Origin of the sequence: Stutzerimonas kunmingensis (genome assembly GCF_900114065.1) — a bacterium.
GTDB lineage: Bacteria > Pseudomonadota > Gammaproteobacteria > Pseudomonadales > Pseudomonadaceae > Stutzerimonas > Stutzerimonas kunmingensis.
Map to the genome: position 1 here is coordinate 1 of NZ_FORS01000006.1, position 15964 is coordinate 15964.

General features: G+C 58.1%; 21 protein-coding genes and 1 pseudogene. 9 read left to right on the plus strand and 13 right to left on the minus strand.

Annotation, left to right across the window (positions count from 1 at the left end):
* Positions 1-40: 40 nt before the first annotated feature.
* The 6 genes from BM275_RS22075 (at position 41) to BM275_RS14985 (ending at position 3123) form a co-directional block, all read left to right on the plus strand.
* Positions 41-229, plus strand: coding sequence for a hypothetical protein (locus BM275_RS22075; protein ID WP_139229578.1), 189 nt, complete (start codon positions 41-43; stop codon positions 227-229).
* Complete coding sequence (locus BM275_RS14965; protein ID WP_002118288.1) at positions 226-873, plus strand: sulfite oxidase-like oxidoreductase; 648 nt, start codon at positions 226-228, stop codon at positions 871-873. The genes BM275_RS22075 and BM275_RS14965 overlap by 4 nt, the downstream gene beginning before the upstream one ends.
* The gene (locus BM275_RS14970; protein WP_002118292.1) at positions 866-1612 is read left to right on the plus strand and encodes a ferredoxin reductase; all 747 of its coding nucleotides are present in this window, start codon (positions 866-868) and stop codon (positions 1610-1612) included. The genes BM275_RS14965 and BM275_RS14970 overlap by 8 nt, the downstream gene beginning before the upstream one ends.
* Before the next feature lie 453 nt (positions 1613-2065).
* Positions 2066-2338 carry a glutaredoxin 3 gene (gene grxC / locus BM275_RS14975; RefSeq protein ID WP_005005995.1) on the plus strand — a complete coding sequence of 91 codons (273 nt, stop codon included), beginning with the start codon at positions 2066-2068 and terminating at the stop codon, positions 2336-2338.
* 67 nt (positions 2339-2405) lie between these two features.
* Positions 2406-2687, plus strand: a complete 282-nt coding sequence (locus BM275_RS14980) for a DUF427 domain-containing protein (protein WP_003464986.1) — start codon at positions 2406-2408, stop codon at positions 2685-2687.
* 169 nt (positions 2688-2856) lie between these two features.
* Entirely contained in the window at positions 2857-3123 is a 267-nt protein-coding gene (locus BM275_RS14985; protein WP_003464988.1) for a hypothetical protein, read from the plus strand.
* Between the two features lie 860 nt (positions 3124-3983).
* On the opposite strand, the gene sdhC is transcribed toward BM275_RS14985, so the two are convergent.
* On the minus strand, positions 3984-4358 hold the full coding sequence (gene sdhC / locus BM275_RS14995; protein WP_005005993.1) for a succinate dehydrogenase, cytochrome b556 subunit: 375 nt from the start codon (positions 4356-4358) through the stop codon (positions 3984-3986).
* A gap of 730 nt (positions 4359-5088) precedes the next feature.
* Here sdhC and BM275_RS15000 point away from each other — a divergent pair.
* A complete protein-coding gene (locus BM275_RS15000; RefSeq protein ID WP_003464991.1) occupies positions 5089-5607 on the plus strand; it encodes a YkgB family protein in 519 nt (172 codons plus the stop codon).
* A 29-nt stretch (positions 5608-5636) separates the two neighbouring features.
* Here the strand turns inward: BM275_RS15000 and BM275_RS15005 are convergent, their stop codons facing one another.
* The 5 genes from BM275_RS15005 to BM275_RS15025 all read right to left on the minus strand — a co-directional run bounded on the left by BM275_RS15005 (position 5637) and on the right by BM275_RS15025 (position 10097).
* Positions 5637-6482: an AraC family transcriptional regulator gene (locus BM275_RS15005; protein WP_003464995.1), complete on the minus strand. Its 846-nt coding sequence runs from the start codon at positions 6480-6482 to the stop codon at positions 5637-5639.
* A gap of 238 nt (positions 6483-6720) precedes the next feature.
* Entirely contained in the window at positions 6721-7332 is a 612-nt protein-coding gene (locus BM275_RS15010; protein WP_231980892.1) for a tetratricopeptide repeat protein, read from the minus strand.
* A gap of 79 nt (positions 7333-7411) precedes the next feature.
* Positions 7412-7759, minus strand: coding sequence for a chromate resistance protein (locus tag BM275_RS15015; RefSeq protein ID WP_223656445.1), 348 nt, complete (start codon positions 7757-7759; stop codon positions 7412-7414).
* A complete protein-coding gene (gene chrA, locus BM275_RS15020) occupies positions 7732-8982 on the minus strand; it encodes a chromate resistance efflux protein ChrA (protein WP_003117270.1) in 1251 nt (416 codons plus the stop codon). The genes BM275_RS15015 and chrA overlap by 28 nt, the downstream gene beginning before the upstream one ends.
* A 170-nt stretch (positions 8983-9152) precedes the next feature.
* Positions 9153-10097, minus strand: a complete 945-nt coding sequence (locus tag BM275_RS15025) for a chromate resistance protein ChrB domain-containing protein (protein ID WP_003117271.1) — start codon at positions 10095-10097, stop codon at positions 9153-9155.
* A gap of 275 nt (positions 10098-10372) precedes the next feature.
* Between BM275_RS15025 and BM275_RS15030 the strand changes: the two genes are divergently transcribed.
* Positions 10373-10933 carry a recombinase family protein gene (locus BM275_RS15030; RefSeq protein WP_003117272.1) on the plus strand — a complete coding sequence of 187 codons (561 nt, stop codon included), beginning with the start codon at positions 10373-10375 and terminating at the stop codon, positions 10931-10933.
* A 3-nt stretch (positions 10934-10936) separates the two neighbouring features.
* Positions 10937-12550 (plus strand): annotated as a pseudogene (locus BM275_RS15035) (Tn3-like element ISPa40 family transposase); the annotation flags it as partial.
* A gap of 18 nt (positions 12551-12568) precedes the next feature.
* Here the strand turns inward: BM275_RS15035 and BM275_RS15040 are convergent.
* From BM275_RS15040 to BM275_RS15070, 7 genes are all read right to left on the minus strand, one after another.
* Positions 12569-13126, minus strand: a complete 558-nt coding sequence (locus BM275_RS15040) for a recombinase family protein (RefSeq protein WP_003100847.1) — start codon at positions 13124-13126, stop codon at positions 12569-12571.
* The gene (locus BM275_RS15045; RefSeq protein WP_003100853.1) at positions 13120-13491 is read right to left on the minus strand and encodes a hypothetical protein; all 372 of its coding nucleotides are present in this window, start codon (positions 13489-13491) and stop codon (positions 13120-13122) included. The genes BM275_RS15040 and BM275_RS15045 overlap by 7 nt, the downstream gene beginning before the upstream one ends.
* A complete protein-coding gene (locus tag BM275_RS15050) occupies positions 13488-13988 on the minus strand; it encodes a hypothetical protein (protein WP_003100856.1) in 501 nt (166 codons plus the stop codon). Before BM275_RS15050 ends, BM275_RS15045 begins: the two co-directional genes overlap by 4 nt.
* On the minus strand, positions 13985-14311 hold the full coding sequence (locus BM275_RS15055) for a hypothetical protein (protein WP_003100858.1): 327 nt from the start codon (positions 14309-14311) through the stop codon (positions 13985-13987). Before BM275_RS15055 ends, BM275_RS15050 begins: the two co-directional genes overlap by 4 nt.
* Positions 14312-14565: 254 nt before the next feature.
* A complete protein-coding gene (locus BM275_RS15060) occupies positions 14566-14922 on the minus strand; it encodes a cupin domain-containing protein (RefSeq protein ID WP_003465043.1) in 357 nt (118 codons plus the stop codon).
* A gap of 236 nt (positions 14923-15158) precedes the next feature.
* The gene (locus tag BM275_RS15065; RefSeq protein WP_003100872.1) at positions 15159-15545 is read right to left on the minus strand and encodes a HepT-like ribonuclease domain-containing protein; all 387 of its coding nucleotides are present in this window, start codon (positions 15543-15545) and stop codon (positions 15159-15161) included.
* The gene (locus BM275_RS15070; RefSeq protein WP_016487057.1) at positions 15542-15808 is read right to left on the minus strand and encodes a nucleotidyltransferase family protein; all 267 of its coding nucleotides are present in this window, start codon (positions 15806-15808) and stop codon (positions 15542-15544) included. Before BM275_RS15070 ends, BM275_RS15065 begins: the two co-directional genes overlap by 4 nt.
* Between the last annotated feature and the right edge of the window lie 156 nt (positions 15809-15964).

A 15964-nucleotide genomic window follows, 5' to 3' on the forward strand; every position in this document is an offset into this window, starting at 1 on the left:
TGCCCGATTGAAGTCATGACAGAGGTGGTAGGAATGCATCATGCTGCGCCTGCTTCAATTCAATAACCGTGTTGCACTCAGCCCCTGCAACCGCCGGGAATCATGCTGGCCTGACGCTATGTTCGATACGCGATTTTTTACGATGATAGAGCATCTGTATCTGATTTTTAGTCGATTGGCTTATTCGGCGGATGTGCGGGCAAATGCTTTACGCAGAGTACTGAAATGAAGGCCGGCTTCGGTCTGCCGTATCGAGCAAGAGGGGTCACTATGGTCACCAGAGGTTTCACCGGTCGCGGTTCAGGCGACCAGTCCGATCGGATTCCGCCAGGTCAGCATCTGGTGGAGGATTTCCCTGTTCTGTCGGCCGGCCCTACGCCGAGGGTAGAGCCCTCCGACTGGAAATTCACAGTCAAAATTGGTCCGAAGCCCGTCAAAACGTGGAATTGGGGCGAATTCAACACTCTACCAAAGACCCAGGTGACAAAGGATATTCACTGCGTCACCTCTTGGTCCAAACTGGATACCGTTTGGGAGGGTGTACTCATTGAAGACATCCTTGCAGATGCAGAGCTTGATCGGCCTACCGATTTCGTCTTGGCGCACTGCTACGATAATTATTCGACAAACGTCCCTCTGACGGATCTGCTTTCCGGGAAAGCGATGGTCGCCCTCAGTTATGCGGGCAAGCCACTTTCCCGCGATCATGGGGGGCCGGCGCGTCTTCTAGTGCCGCACCTTTACTTCTGGAAATCCGCCAAATGGGTGAATGCGCTGCAATTCACGACGCGTGACGAGGCCGGCTTTTGGGAGCTGCACGGCTATCACATCTACGGCGATCCGTGGCGCGAACAACGATACACCCATGACTGAAAACGAAGCGCAAGTCCGTTCGTGGCAATCATGCGTGATCGACGACATCATCCAGCAAACACCGAGTATCAAGAGCTTCTTCCTTCGGTTGAGCAAGCCGTTCGCGCACACCGCAGGTCAGCACGTCGATATCCGGCTGACCGCGCCCGACGGCTACAGTGCAATGCGCAGCTACTCGATCGCGTCATCGGCAGTTTCGACCCCGATCGTCGAGATAGCTATCGAGCGCATGCCGGATGCCGAAGTTTCGCCGTTTTTTCACGACATCGCGGCGATTGGTGACGAAATCGAAGTTCGCGGTCCGCTCGGTGGCCATTTCCTTTGGCCTGAGCCTGCCATAGATCCGGTTCTGTTGATCGGGGGAGGCTCCGGCCTCGTGCCGTTGATGGCAATGATCCGGCAGCGCCGCGCATTGGCCCAAGCCGTTCCGACAGCGTTGCTCCTGTCCGCACGAACCGCCGAGGACGTTCTCTTCTCAGAAGAACTTCATTGCATCGAAATCAGCGATCCGGCGTTCGTCCTGGCGCTCGCGATTACGCGCGAGAAACCGGTTCGCGCATCGGACTTTGCGCGACGGATCGACGGCATGATGGTCCAAGAAATTCTAACCAGGCTTCAGGGAAAGCCGACGCAAGTGTTCGTCTGCGGGTCTAACGGATTCGTCAACATCGCAACCGATAGCGCGCTGCTGGCGGGCTTGGACGCCTCCATCATCAAGACGGAGCGCTACGGGGGCTAGCGGCGCGAGCTATCTCACGTCGCGCCGATCGTAGACGTGCGCCCTGGGAAGCTTTGGCGATCAACGTGAACCGTTTTGCCGAACACAGTCTTCGTACCCCCCGGCCTCTAGAACGCCTTCGCTCGCGATACCTGGCTCGACATCAAGCTCAATTTGAAAGTTCCTGCACTATCCGTCGTCCTGATATGCTCGACCAGCATGATGGGCGATTCGAGCGGGACCGCTTCCGTCCCAATCGAGGCTCGGTTACCTTAGAGCATCGGCTCGGCGCTACAGGAGGCGCGTGCGGCCTCTGCCTGGCGGTGAAAGCACTTTGGGCCATGTCGCCTGGATAGCGGCCAATCGTCAGCATCTGCTCCGATGTCGGCCAAGGTGCAGTCGCCATCTTTGAACGCCGCGAATTGGAGATCAACGCCATGACAGCGATCCGCGTGCAACTGCCGGAGATGCAATATGACAACTGATGTATTGCTGTACACCACGAATTGGTGCCCGTTCTGCCGCCGAGCGAAGGCGCTCCTCAAGGAAAAGGGCGTGCGATGGAAGGAGCTCGATATTGAGGCGGATCCGGCTCACCGGCAGGCCATGGCGGAAGCGTCGGGGCGAAGCTCCGTGCCGCAGATCTTCATCAATGGCACCCTTATCGGTGGCTCCGATGAGCTATTCGCGCTCGATGTCAGAGGCGAGCTCGACAAACTTCTCGGGCGCAACCCGCCTGCCACCTGAGGAGGTGCGGCTTGGGGCAGCCAGCCCGCGAGCCTTCGCCGGTTGATGAATACAAAAGGAGAGTCCGTTGGTCTCAGCCATCTGGAAAGACACTACTATCGCCACAAGCGACGAAACAGTCATCGTCGAGGGAAATCACTACTTCCCACCGTCAGGAGTCGACCTGAGCCTGCTTGAGATGAGCCCGCACACATCTGTCTGTCCGATCAAAGGCGCCGCGCGCTTCTTTCATGTTCGCGCGGGTGACGCGCTCAACGTGAACGCCGCTTGGACCTATCCCGCCCCCACTCCGGATGCCGAGGGTATCCGGGATTACATCGCTTTCTGGAAAGGCGTGGACGTTGCCTAGCAGACTGGACGGACGACTTCGCTGATAGCCATGCGGGCGCCGACATCTCAATTATCCTGCCCACCCCGGGCCTCGTCGGCTGCAGGAATCTGCCCGGCACCTTAGCGCGACCCGGCACTGGCGGTCTCGCACCCGCCGCGCCTCTGTTCTATCAATAAGGATGGATGACATGGAGCATTCCGAGTTCGATGCCGCTTTCGCGAAGCTTGCGGAGGGATACAGAGAAGGGACTTATGAAGGCCGGCGTTTCAGCTTGATCGTCCGGCGATCTGGGGACGGACGTCGCAACAGTCTGTTCGCCAGGGAGTTGGACGGGACTGACATTGTCAGCTTCAACCTCTTCCGCGTTACATCAGATAGGACATTGTTGAAGCCGTGCGAAATGTCCGCCGAAAAGGTCGTAGCGTTCGTGCTGGAGTTCCGACCGGACACCTGACGGGCAGAAGAAGATCCCGGCCAACCGGCGCGCCTGCGACGGCCGGCTATCTAAGGCTGCGCAAGCCTATAGCCGCAGCTCATTGCACTTCGTCTGGCGAGGAATTCAACATCGATACGTCGCCATCCGCGGGGATATCGGTACAGGCGCCCGTGTAAGCCAGATTGAGAAATCCTAAGCGATGACTAACACCAATGACGCCACCCTTCCGACACATTCTATTCTTGAGGAATGCACAGCGATGGCTGTCGTCAACGCTCTGAAGATTATTCTGAAGAACAGCTACGCGATCTACCTTAAGACAAAAAATGCCACTCGGGCGCATCCCGCCCCTACTTCAGGGACTTTCACTTGCTTCTCGCTCTGTCACTCACAGCATCGGCACGCCCATGACGCATGGTATCCAGGCCTCATAATTTTCCCATATAACCTTCTTGTCTTTTGCGCACCCAGAAAGACTCGAGGCTTTAACTGGACAGATGAGCCCTCGAGGGTAGTGTTCACCTGATTGGCTTTCTCATATCTGATGTTGATTCGCACAGTGTGCCAACCAGGTGATAGTTTCAAAAAACCTGCGCTTCAGAGCGAATTAGACGATCTTCGATAAGAGCGATCCGCCTCAAAATCCAAAACATCTAACATTGTCCTAGAGCCATATTTGTACCTAGTACTATGGCGCTCCCATTAACACATTTGATGATGCACAGAAAACTTAGCTCATGATAGCTTTCAGCTAACAGCTATTCGGAAGCCCGAAAGGATTCAACCGTTTAAGCGTGAACCGTCGATTATAAATACTTTCGTAAGTTAGCTTTAAAGGACGCTTTTAGTCCTTGTAAATACGCATTACGACTCCACAGCTACCAAATCCATACGGCGCCAGCAACCATTAAAACACCCGACACTACTAAAACAATAGTAGAGGCGCGATTGCTGCCTTTCAAAGTATGACCAACACCCACATCCATAACTAGGTGTCGAATTCCGGCTACGAGATGATAAATAAATGAAGAGTATACCAACCAGAAACTAACTTTGCCGAAAGGTGAAGAAAAAATCTCCTTGACTTCATTAAAACCCTTTTCTGACTCCAACGATTTGCTCAGCATATACAGTATCAGTCCCAGAAAAATAAAGAGCATAATTCCTGAAATCCGGTGCAGAATCGATGTAAGCGCCGTGAGAGGAAGCTGAATGGTTCGAATATCAAGATTAACCGGCCGCTTTTTATTCATTTTGACTCCAGTCAACAATTCTAGTGGGGGATTTCAGTTTTCGATCTCATTCATCATAGCAGCTGTAACTAAGGCTGGCGGCGACAATAATGGAGATATTCGGGGCTTACGTTGCATTTTGAGGTCGCAAGTGCATGTGCGTAAATTGAAGCAAATTGCAAGGTTATGCCCAATAGGTAGCTAGCTTATTAATTTAACAAAAGTGACGTGTGTCGTTCTGCAGGGCATGCTGTTCCCCAACCCTGGAAAACCTATCCTCTTTAACACGTCAAAGTCGATTGATAGGCTTGCTGCAACAGCTATCTGCCCGGTTGAAGTCGAAGATCGATGTATCTGTAGGGTTTGGAAATAAATGCGGGCGCCCACCGCACTCACGGCTCAGTTACCATTCTTTGTGCATCGCGGCCGCGCGGCTAGTTGGTAGCTGTTCTAAGCCTAGTCAGTGCCGCCCTTCGCCCCAAGCCCCATAGTCAGATTTGAGAAATGACAGTAGGCGATGCCGCAACGCGCTTCATCGACCTATGTAAAACGACTCCTTTATCGAAATAGTGCACTCATCGCTCTCCACGGCGATCCCTTCATCGCGAATTGCACCGCCCAAGACGATCTGCACTGAAATCAATACTTTCTGATGCCTCTTGATTAGAGATGCCAGCCATAATCATCTCATCGCCAACGCATACGGCGTTCGGCAGCCAACACACTCTCACTCACTACTGGAAGCTCAGACATGAAAACCATAGGCATTGAAAACTCGAAGTCCAGCGTACAGGCCCACTTAACGCTTGGAACCAAAACTATGGGGCTAGGTATCTATGGCGCGTACTTGGCTCTCGCTATTATTTACTTCTGGTTCGGCGGCATGAAATTTACCCACTACGAGGCCGAGGGCCTGGTTCCACTGGTGAGCAACAGCCCGCTTTTGGGATGGGTGTATAGCATTTTTTCGGTCGACATGTTCTCCAGCCTGCTCGGCATACTAGAGATTTCGATCGGCACTCTGATCGCAGGCCGCATGCTGTCGCCCAAACTATCCGTGGTAGGAGGCGCTCTGTCTGCAGGCCTGTTCTTCACAACCCTTAGCTTTATGTTTTCCACTCCGGGCGTCATTGAGCCTAGTTTAGGGTTTCCGGCGATTTCCGTTGCGCCAGGTCAGTTTCTGCTTAAAGACTTAGGGTTGCTTGCTGTTTCGATATTTGTGGCAGGCCATTCGCTGGTTGAACTGGAAAAACGTAAAATTAATGCATAATTTTTTCAATGGCTTAAGGCAGTAATGCCTTAGGCCTTTTTGCCATCATTTTCCCCCGCCAGATCTTTCAACCAGTCACGAGGGCTCAACCCCGTCTTGCGTCTAAATGCGCGAGACAGCGCCGAAGGACTTTCGTAGCCGACTTGAGCTGCAATCAGCGTAATCGAGCGCCCTTCTCGCATCAGCTTCTGAGCCAGGCTAACTCGCCAACTCAACAAATAATCAGCAGGCGTCTGTCCGATGACACTCTTGAAATGCACGGCATACGCAGCGCGTGACATATTTGACTCACTGGCCAGCTCTGCTATTGACCAGGCATGTTCCGGGGAGTTGTGCATCTGTAAAAGCGATCGGGCAAGCCGCATGTCGGCCAGTCCAGCCATCATTCCGGTGCGCAACTGGTGATGATCGAGCAGGTAACGGAGCAACAGAATGATTAGGAGCTCAAATAAGCGCTCAAGCGCGGCTTCCCTTCCACAATGCACATTTGCCGCCTCGGCAAACATCCACTCCAACGTGTCTGCCAGCATGGGCAGATCATCGAGTGCGAGCACCAAACAGTCCGGTAATGAAGCCGACAAAGGATTATCAATTCCGCCCTCAAACTCCATGGAAGCACACAACAACTTTGCGCCATCGGACTCACCCGCAAACAATTGATGCTTGGCGGGGCGTGGCATAAAAATCAAGCTAGGGCGAGTGAGCTGCAAATCCTTGCGATCGGGACCAAGCAACGTCACGCTGCCGGCCTGAAGCAGATGGATATAACCTCGCCGCTCGGCGCCATCGTAAGATGCAGAGCCGCATAGGTCGCCGTCATAGAACAGATTGGCCCGCACGCCGAACCGCGAGAGCAAATTAGACAAACGATCCATTGGCCGATCCTTGACGAGTCAGAACGCACAGACCATACCATCTGCGTTGTCGTTCAGTGCCTGTAGCGAACATGCCGGCGTAAATCAGCCAACGGATAAAGTGATCACTGAGCAGCTCAGCCTCCCTTTCCAGTTCGGCTGTTAAAAAAACAACACCGTTGTTTGAAAGCACCAGCAAATCAAGTGCTCACTCTTCTATTTTACAGTACCTGGCAACAGCACTTTGCGGTGCAGTCGATCAGATATCCGGAAGGTTGATCGTAAGCTTCAGCCTAGCGCTCTTCGAATTTAATGTCGTCGAGCTTCGGCCCAACCATTCCCCCGACCTACTCTTCCCTCCCCTAGAGACCCTAGCAGTCACTTGAATCGCGGCTGTCTGCGATAAGGTGTTGCTGGTAACTATTGCATCAGCGCCTGAAAACTCCACCTCGGCCGGCAGACTTGAGACCTTAAGTCGTATGGTAGCGAGAGGTACCTTGGAGCCCGATAGCGTCTGTACGAAAACGAACACACTGTCATCCAAAGCGACCTTTTCGAAAATTTCCGGGGAAATGTCCACCCGTACCTTGAGCGGTGTTGGTGGCAAGCCAGCAACATGGTTAATCGTCAAATTGTTGTTTTTTTCATCCGCTGAAAGACCGTTTCTTGCCTTTCCAATGGCCTGTACTAAAGCAGCGTGTGACGGATGGTCGGAACCCATCTCTGCTAATGCGTGATGCCAATATTTTAAAGCATCTTGGTAACGATGCTCTTCAAACGCAGCCAGACCTATGAGACTCAAGCTCTGGAGCTCACCCGGATTTCCATTTAAAGCTTCATCTGTCAGCGCCTTGATTGGCGGAGACCACATTTTGTTGTTAGATGGGTGCCCGCAGAATTCGGAAAAAATCGTACGCTAAGCCGCGCCATGTGCTTGCGCGCGAGCGCTCTCAAGAGGATGGTCCCTCGTACTTCCGAAAAGCGCGCCAAAGCACAACGTCATAGACGACCTTGAGTAGGCCGCAGGCCACCAGCGGCGCCGCCAGCCAGCCGGCGGCGAATAGGGCGCCGCCAATGGCGGGGCTCGCTATGGCATTGAGGCGCTTTACCGCACCGCCGTAGTTGTTTTCCCAGTGGCTGACGATCAGCTTCTCGGACAGGCCGGTGAGTTTGGCCGGATCGCATGAAAGAGGTTTCAGTTCGTAAGGCATCTTGGCTTCCTCAGCAAGGTGGATCGGAAACGGCGCGACGAAGGCTGACTCGATCAGGTTCAGCCTTGGTTCGGAAATACCAGCCACCCCGCCAATCCCGCCGCGAGGATCACGACGACGACGTTGAGCTTGTTCTTCCAGGCATAAAGGAATGCCAAGCCTGCGGCGAAAATCGACATGCCCACCGTCAACGATGGGACACGTTCAGCAGTGACCTGCGCCAAGTCGATGGTGGTTGCGCCGATCAGGCCGACTACCCCAGCCGCGACGCCGTCCAGAAAGGCGTGCAGCCGTTTGTTCTCCACGACCGCCTCCAGCCGGTCGTAGAAAATCAGCGAGAACGCAAAGGCCGGAAGAAAGACACCCACCGTCATGGCCACCGCCCCGATCGGCCCCCCCGCCACATAGCCGACGAACGTGGCGAAGATGATGAGGGGTGCCGGTAGCACACCGGACAGCGCCAGGCCGTCCAGGAACTGCCCATCCGTCATCCATCCGCGCCCGACGGCGTCGTTGCGAACGAACGGAATCGCTGTGTAGGCGCCGCCGAAGGTGAGCAAGCCGGCCTTCAGGCCCGACGCGAAGATGAGCAGCACCGAGGCCTGGCCCTGAACGACCGCTTCCACAAGCTTCGCTGTCGGTGCAGCCCACAAAGCCACGGCCGCGGCCAGCGCCACCGCCGCCAGTGTCACCAAGAGCGCTGAGGCCCGATGATTCAGCACGAGCAGGGCGTACACAAGGCCGCCCGCCGGCAGGGTGATCCAGAAGTCGACACGACCTATGGCTGCCAGCGCGCAAACGATGGCAATGACCCACAACCAGCGATCAAGCAGGATGTGCTCGCCGATACGGTGCACGGCGCGCACGATCAGGGCGATCACAGCCGCCTGCACGCCAAGGAACGCCGCGCCCAGCGCGGTACCCACGAATTCAATCTGGAAGTACAACCAGGACAGCGCGAACATCAGCAAGAATCCGGGAAGCATGAAACCGAGTCCCGCCAGCACGCCCCCCAGCCGCCCCTTTGCTCGGATGCCCAAATGAACGCATATTTCATGCGCTTCGGGTCCGGGCAGCACCTGCATCACCGCAAGCAGCTTGTTGAAGCGTTTGCTGGAGATCCAGCGTTCCTCGTCCACGAGCTCGCGGCGCAACATGTCGATCTGAGCCACAGGCCCGCCCCATGCGAGCAAGCCGAACTTGAGGAAGCGCGCGAAGAGCTGTGGGTAGCTCATGGGTGGAGGGACGGCTTCAGTCGTGGCATCCGTCGCCTTGCTCGGGCGATACGACTCTTCATTCGCAACGCTCATAGATCTTCTCCTTGTAGTTCAACAGTAACCAGTCAAATACGGAAGTTGGCCAACAAGCCGTCGAATACGGCCGAAGCCTGCGGCCAGCAGCAGGTCGTCTTGGGTGATGTCCCAGAAAGACGGACGGGCCGGGCGTGGTTGCGCGGCGGTCTGAGGACTGGTCGGGGCGTTCACGTTGTTTTGTCCTCGTAACTCTTCAATAGCCAATCAAAAATTTCGCACGCGCGGGCAAGCAGCGCGTCGTCATCGGGTTCCGATGCGCGCAAGCCGGCGAGCAGCGATTCGATGCCCAGCGCTTCTGCTACCGGCAGCCCGCCCAAATCCAGGCAATGCACGAGCTTGCCCAGGCGTACCAGTGCAGGGGCGGAATCAAGTCCGAAACTCGCCAGCAGCGTCTCGAAGGTGACCTTGGTGCCCACATGACTGAAGGCGGCGCCGTCGAAATCGAAGCCGAGCCAGCCATTGCGGCAGTCGGAGGGACTCGCCAGCCAGACGATGCGCGCGCTCGGGTCGATGAACCGCCGGATCAGCCAGGCCGAAGCGAGTCGGTCCACCCACGGGCGCGCCCGCGTGGCCCAGGTCCGACCCTGATAGTCGGCGCGGTTCAGCCGCGGAATATCCGTCTGCCGGGCGGTCGGCTCGTCGGGAGACATACGGCGGGTGATCGCGTCGCGCAGGTCGTCCAGCAGGCTCAAGGTCTGCCGCTGCGCCTCGCCGGGGAAGAAGTCGATGCGGTTCACCTGCTCGAAGCGGCGCACGAGCGGCTGGAGCTTGCGCATGGCATCGGCGCCGTCCGGGGATGCCAGGTTACGCCCGAGCGCTTTGATCTCCTCGGCGATGCTGGCGTACTCCTCGCCCCGGTCGAACAGGGCGCGTAGCGCGGCCTTCTGAGCTTCGTCACACCCCGACAGTCGATAGACCTGGCCGCTGCCCCCGACTTCCACCGCCTGCGCCGCCACTTCGCCCAGCGTCGCCGCACTGTCCGCCGAGTCGGGCAGCAGATAGACCCCGTCGCGCAGCGTTGCGCAGCCCTGCGCTTTGACAGAACGCCAGACGCGCATGCGGCCGGTCGATGCCTTGGTGGGCAGGCTGACGAATAGGGCAAGAAAGCTCAAGCACGGGCTCCTTCGTCAAAAAGATGATTAATGTTACAAATACTACAATAAGTTATATCTAATACACAACTCATGTCGGAGCGTCAATTTAAGGCATACCCTAACTGGATGTCAGGAATGGCCACGCTGCGCCGTCAGAATAGAGTCTGCTTTCACATTCTTTGACACATGCTTGCCAAGGTCATAGATTCCAACCTGACAAATTCAAGGCTTAGGGCGCAATGGAACCAAAAACCAACGTAAGCCCTACCGCCCATCCAGCCTATGGAGGCATCTTGCAGGGACAACGCATCGGTTACGTTCGGGTCAGCAGTTACGACCAGAACCCGGAACGCCAACTTGAGCAGGTCGAGATCGGCAAGCTGTTCACCGACAAGGCCTCGGGCAAGGACACCCAGCGCCCGCAGCTGGAAGCCATGCTCGGATTCGTCCGCGAAGGCGATACCGTGGTGGTGCACAGCATGGATCGCCTGGCGCGCAACCTCGACGATCTGCGCCGTCTGGTGCAAAGGCTGACCAAGCGCGGCGTGCGCATCGAGTTCTTGAAGGAGGGGTTGGTGTTCACCGGCGAGGACTCGCCCATGGCCAACCTCATGTTGTCGGTCATGGGGGCCTTTGCCGAGTTCGAGCGCGCCCTGATCCGCGAGCGGCAGCGCGAGGGCATCGCCCTGGCCAAGCAGCGCGGTGCTTACCGGGGCCGCAAGAAAGCTCTCTCCGACGATCAAGCCATCACGTTGCGGCAGCGGGCCGCTGCCGGCGAGCCGAAGGCTCAGCTCGCACGCGAGTTCGGCATCAGCCGTGAAACCCTCTACCAGTACCTTCGCACGGACGACTGAACCATGCCGCGTCGCTCGATTCTCTCGGCTACGGAGCGCGACACCCTGCTTGCGCTGCCAGAAAGCCAGGATGACCTGATCCGCTACTACACCTTCAACGACTCCGACCTATCCCTGATCCGTCAACGGCGGGGCGATGGCAACCGCCTCGGCTTCGCCGTGCAGCTCTGCCTGCTGCGCTACCCTGGTTATGCGCTGGGCAACGACACGGCGCTACCCGAGCCCGTGATCCAGTGGGTGGCCAAGCAAGTCCAAGCCGACCCCGCGAGTTGGGCGAAGTACGGTGAGCGCGACGTGACCCGCCGCGAGCACGCTCTGGAACTGCGCACCTACCTGCAACTGGCCCCGTTCGGTCTGTCGGACTTCCGCGCCCTGGTGCGCGAGTTGACCGAGCTGGCCCAGCAGGCCGACAAGGGCTTGCTGCTGGCCGGGCAGGCGCTGGAGAGCTTGCGCCAGAAGCGGCGCATCCTGCCGACGCTGAGCGTTATTGACCGGGCGTGTTCGGAGGCCATTGCACGCGCCAATCGGCGGGTCTATCGCGCCCTGATCGAGCCGTTGAACCCATCGCATCACGCCAAGCTCGACGAACTGCTCACCATTAAGGCCGGCAGCAACAGCACTTGGTTGACCTGGTTGCGGCAATCACCGCTGAAGCCGAACTCGCGGCACATGATCGAGCACATCGAGCGGCTGAAGATTTTCCAACTGGTGGGCCTTCCCGACAGCCTCGGCCGGCACATCCACCAGAACCGATTGCTGAAGCTCGCCCGCGAGGGCGGGCAGATGACGCCACAAGACCTCGGCAAGTTCGAACCGGAGAGGCGCTATGCCACGCTGGTCGCCGTGGTACTGGAAAGCACCGCGACCGTGATCGATGAACTGGTTGATCTGCACGACCGCATCCTGGTCAAGCTGTTCAGTGGCGCGAAACACAAGCATCAGCAGCAGTTCCAGAAGCAGGGCAAAGCGATCAATGACAAGGTGCGCCTGTACTCGAAGATCGGCCAGGCCCTGCTGGACGCTAAAGAGTCCGGTGACGATCCGTTCGCCGCCATCGAGGCGGTCATTCCCTGGGACGAGTTCACCCAGAGTGTCACTGAGGCCGAGCTGCTGGCCCGGCCGGAAGCCTTCGACCACCTGCACCTGGTCAGCGAGAACTTCGCTACGCTACGCCGCTACACCCCAGCCTTTCTGGAGGTGCTTCAGCTCCGAGCCGCGACGGCAGCGCAAGCCGTGCTGGATGCCGTTCAGACCCTACGCGAGATGAATGCCGATAATCTGCGCAAGGTGCCCTCCGACGCACCGACCGCCTTCATCAAGCCGCGCTGGAAACCGCTGGTGATCACCCCGGAAGGCATCGACCGGCGCTTCTACGAAATCTGCGCCTTGTCCGAGTTGAAGAACGCGCTGCGCTCCGGCGACATCTGGGTCAAAGGCTCGCGGCAGTTCCGCGACTTCGATGACTACCTACTGCCTCCCGAGAAATTCGCCGCACTCAAGCGGGAACAGGCGCTGCCACTCGCGATCAACCCGAACAGCGACCAGTACCTGGAAGAGCGTTTGCAGCTGCTGGACGAGCAGCTGGCCACTGTCACCCGACTGGGGGTCGTCTCAGAAAACGGAAAATAAAGCACGCTAAGCGTGCGTGGAGGCTGGCACCCAGCGGTACAGCGTCGGAATGGACACGCCGAGGTTCTTGGCCACGTCCTTGGGCGGCACCCCGCTGGCCAGCAGCTTCTTGGCCGACTCGATCTTGCTGTCGGTCATCTTCGGCTTGCGGCCGCCTTTGCGGCCGAGCTGCTTGGCGACTTCCAGCCCGGCGCGGGTGCGCTCGACGGTCAGCTCGCGCTCCATTTCGGCAAGGCTCGCCATGACGTGGAAGAAGAACCGCCCGGATGGTGTGCCGGTGTCGATGGAGTCGGTGAGGCTCCTGAACTGGACACCGTGCTTGTGCAGATCGCCGACCAGATCGACCAGTTGCTTGACCGACCGGCCCAGCCGGTCGAGCTTCCAGACGACCAAAGTATCGCCTTCGCGCAGCATTTCGAGCGTCTTGGCCAAGCCAGGCCGGTCTGCCCGCGTGCCACTCACCTTGTCCTCGAAGACCTTTTTACATCCGGCCTTGCTCAAGGCTTCGCGTTGCAGCTCCAGGTTCTGATCCTGCGTCGAGACGCGCGCATAGCCAATCAACATGGCTTGTCTCGCGCCCGGTCGATGCGTTCCTGCATCGCCTGCATCACTTCTTCGTGGGTGTACGATCTGGCGTTGGCGTCGGTGGCTTGCCGCAGGGCTTCCTCAACCTCGCGCGTCATCCGCTCGTAATCCTCCGGCCACAGCGCTTGCTCCATGCGCAGCGACGCCTGACCCAGCAGGTGCAGCAGGCTGAACAGCCGCATGTCGTTGGTGGCGACGATGCGCTCCCGAATCTGCTCCTGAATAGCTTCGCTAGCCCGATGCGCTTGTGGTGTGGCAGTCCCCTCGTAGTCAGCGGGGAATTCCGCTTCCTCGGCAATCCTTGCCCAGGCGCTGGCCAGCGCCTCGATGGTTGACGTGCTCATTTCCGCCGCTCCTGTGCTCTTTGGCGAATCAACCGGCCAAGGGGCCTCGACGCGAAAACCAGCAGCATCACGCCTATCGGATACCAGGTCGAGAAGACCACCAAGGCATCGAAGGCTGGCCGTCCGGTGTTGGTAGGCAGTACGGCGGTCACAGCCATCAACCCGCCGACCGTCCAGATGATGCGCCACACGTAGGGCATCACGCGGGGCACGTAGCCGTCATCGAAAGCGGTCTGGTAGTAGCGGCGCAGGCCGCGCTCGGCAAGCGCCTGGCGCTGCCGCTCCGACAGCGCATCCGTCCGGCCATACCAGCGCCGGAATGGTGGACAGCGCAGCAGCAAAGGGGTGAAGAGGATCATCACCGCCACGATCGCGACACCCCACGCCATGACGGCGCCGGCATCGGGCCGCTTGGCGTTCTCGATCACGGGCGCGAAGACGCCCGGAGCACCGATCATCCAGAACAGCGCAATGTGCTGATGGAAGGAGAGCTTCATTTGCTCATCCACTTGCGCAGCAGGCGCTTTTTCAGGGAGGCGCGTTCTTGCGGGTTGCGTCCCTTGTGATTGGCGATGCGATCCGCCGTGGCGGCCTGGCGCTTGACGGGCCAGTAGGAGCGGCCATCCTTGCCCATCGACCAGACGCTGCTGGCCTGGTTTTCCAGCAGGGGCAGATGGGCGCTCAGGGCTTCGGGCGACGCGCTGGTCAGCGCCGTGCGCTCACGGGTGCGCCAGCGCTGATGCCAGAGCTTCTTGTCCTCGCGCTCGCTGCCGCAGGTCGTGTGCCCGACGATGGGTGTTTTGCGGCGGCTGCGGCTCATAACGTAGTGGTCTCCAAGAACATTCAGGACTGATCCCAGGCGTCGATGGTCAAGACCTGATCGGCAGGACAGGCGGCTACGCGGTCGGGAACTGGATGGTGTTCAGTCTCATGCCGACCCCATTCGATTGATCGCGTCGCTTGCGGCACGCTGCGACGCAAGGAGGTTTGCGACCTGGTTTAGCAGCCGTGTCCGCTGCATGTCTGTTACCTATCTCCCCGACCGCTCATTGGACCAACTCCAGAGATTGGGCTCTATCGCTCAGCCAATACGAAACCGGCATTGGCTGATGCCACAACCGAGACGAACACAAATGGCTCGGTACCTGTATTTCGCGCCCCGTGCACTTGGCCCGGTCTTGCCACGGCTATCTCACCTTCCCTGAGGGCACGAACAATCCCATTGCCCTGAAAGTAATCAGCCATTCCCGACAAAACAGTCCACGTGTCTTGGCCGTGAGGATGAATGTGAGCCGCAATTTCCTGCCCGGGATGGACATGCCAAACCACGATAATTGAGTCTCGGGTTTCAAGCACAACGGAACGAATAGGCTCGCCTTCGGACGGCTGAACATACTCGGCTACAGAAAATATTCTCGATTCAACAGTCATCGGAGATCCCTCTTTCACAGTGCCCCCAGACAGGCTGGATATGAATTCTAACTCGAATTTGAACGGGAGGCTGGTCGTGCGGTCGTGCAGTTGCCGATGAGCGTGTCGGCTGCTGCCTCCTTGCCCACCAGCGAACTCACGTCCGTTGCGGCCATCCAGAAGGTCTTGCCCGAGCGCGGCTCATAGGTCGCGGGATCGAACACGCCAGAGGGGCCGAACATCGGCGGCTTGATTGGTCATGGCTCCATGCCTTTGTCGTTACGGTCTTCATCGTCGGCATCCTGACGCACGGCGGGCAATTGCTGGAGCAACGCCGGCAGCCATTCCTGTACCGTCTCCCACACCACATCGAGGTTGATGTCGAAATAGCCGTGAGCCATGCGATTACGCATATTGCGCATGCTGCGCCACGGCACGTCGGCATGCGCCTGGGTGAACTCGACGTAGCCATCCATCACCTTTGTGGCCGCCTCGCCGATGACGATCAGGCTCATGATGACGGCCTGCTGGGTGCGCTTGTCGGCCAAGAAGTCGTCCTTGGCCATCCCTTCCACGAAGCTGCGCGCATCGGTTGCGGCCTGCTGAATGTGGTCGAGGTAATCGGGCAGGCGGTTCTCGCTCATATCGGTTGCGCCTCCGCGAGCACCTTGGCCCGGAACTTCGGCGGCAGGTCGCCGGGAGTCAGCAGATCGACGTCAACGCCGAGCAGCGATTTCAGTTCTTCTTCCAAATCGCCCAAGTCCAACAACGTGGCACCGGGCAGCGCATCGACCAACAGGTCGAGGTCGCTGCCATCCCGGTCGGTGCCATGCAGCACCGAGCCGAAGACGCGCGGGTTCGCGGCGCGAAAGCGGCCTACCGCTTCACGCACTGCGCTTCGCTTCATGTCAAGCACAACAGACGGTCGCATGCGCATCCTTTCTTATCGAAACTCGTTGAGATGATATGCAATCAAGAATAGAATTTCAAGAGCTATTTTCGAGAATCGCAATGCCTTGATTCCCGTGCCGCGCCGGTTGCCTTGGCGGGCTTGTCACAAACC

Excerpts from the sequence above, each read along its gene's own strand:
- BM275_RS14985 (WP_003464988.1), top strand. The coding sequence starts at position 2,857 with ATGGAGCATTCCGAGTTCGATGCCGCTTTCGCGAAGCTTGCGGAGGGA.
- BM275_RS14970 (WP_002118292.1), top strand. The coding sequence starts at position 866 with ATGACTGAAAACGAAGCGCAAGTCCGTTCGTGGCAATCATGCGTGATC.
- BM275_RS14965 (WP_002118288.1), top strand. The coding sequence starts at position 226 with ATGAAGGCCGGCTTCGGTCTGCCGTATCGAGCAAGAGGGGTCACTATG.
- BM275_RS15070 (WP_016487057.1), bottom strand. The coding sequence starts at position 15,808 with ATGAAGCGAAGCGCAGTGCGTGAAGCGGTAGGCCGCTTTCGCGCCGCG.
- sdhC (WP_005005993.1), bottom strand. The coding sequence starts at position 4,358 with ATGAATAAAAAGCGGCCGGTTAATCTTGATATTCGAACCATTCAGCTT.
- BM275_RS15010 (WP_231980892.1), bottom strand. The coding sequence starts at position 7,332 with ATGTGGTCTCCGCCAATCAAGGCGCTGACAGATGAAGCTTTAAATGGA.
- BM275_RS15005 (WP_003464995.1), bottom strand. The coding sequence starts at position 6,482 with ATGGATCGTTTGTCTAATTTGCTCTCGCGGTTCGGCGTGCGGGCCAAT.
- BM275_RS15040 (WP_003100847.1), bottom strand. The coding sequence starts at position 13,126 with ATGTTGATTGGCTATGCGCGCGTCTCGACGCAGGATCAGAACCTGGAG.
- BM275_RS15055 (WP_003100858.1), bottom strand. The coding sequence starts at position 14,311 with ATGAGCCGCAGCCGCCGCAAAACACCCATCGTCGGGCACACGACCTGC.
- BM275_RS15060 (WP_003465043.1), bottom strand. The coding sequence starts at position 14,922 with ATGACTGTTGAATCGAGAATATTTTCTGTAGCCGAGTATGTTCAGCCG.
- grxC (WP_005005995.1), top strand. The coding sequence starts at position 2,066 with ATGACAACTGATGTATTGCTGTACACCACGAATTGGTGCCCGTTCTGC.
- BM275_RS15050 (WP_003100856.1), bottom strand. The coding sequence starts at position 13,988 with ATGAAGCTCTCCTTCCATCAGCACATTGCGCTGTTCTGGATGATCGGT.
- chrA (WP_003117270.1), bottom strand. The coding sequence starts at position 8,982 with ATGAGCGTTGCGAATGAAGAGTCGTATCGCCCGAGCAAGGCGACGGAT.
- BM275_RS22075 (WP_139229578.1), top strand. The coding sequence starts at position 41 with ATGCTGCGCCTGCTTCAATTCAATAACCGTGTTGCACTCAGCCCCTGC.
- BM275_RS15000 (WP_003464991.1), top strand. The coding sequence starts at position 5,089 with ATGAAAACCATAGGCATTGAAAACTCGAAGTCCAGCGTACAGGCCCAC.
- BM275_RS15045 (WP_003100853.1), bottom strand. The coding sequence starts at position 13,491 with ATGAGCACGTCAACCATCGAGGCGCTGGCCAGCGCCTGGGCAAGGATT.
- BM275_RS15065 (WP_003100872.1), bottom strand. The coding sequence starts at position 15,545 with ATGAGCGAGAACCGCCTGCCCGATTACCTCGACCACATTCAGCAGGCC.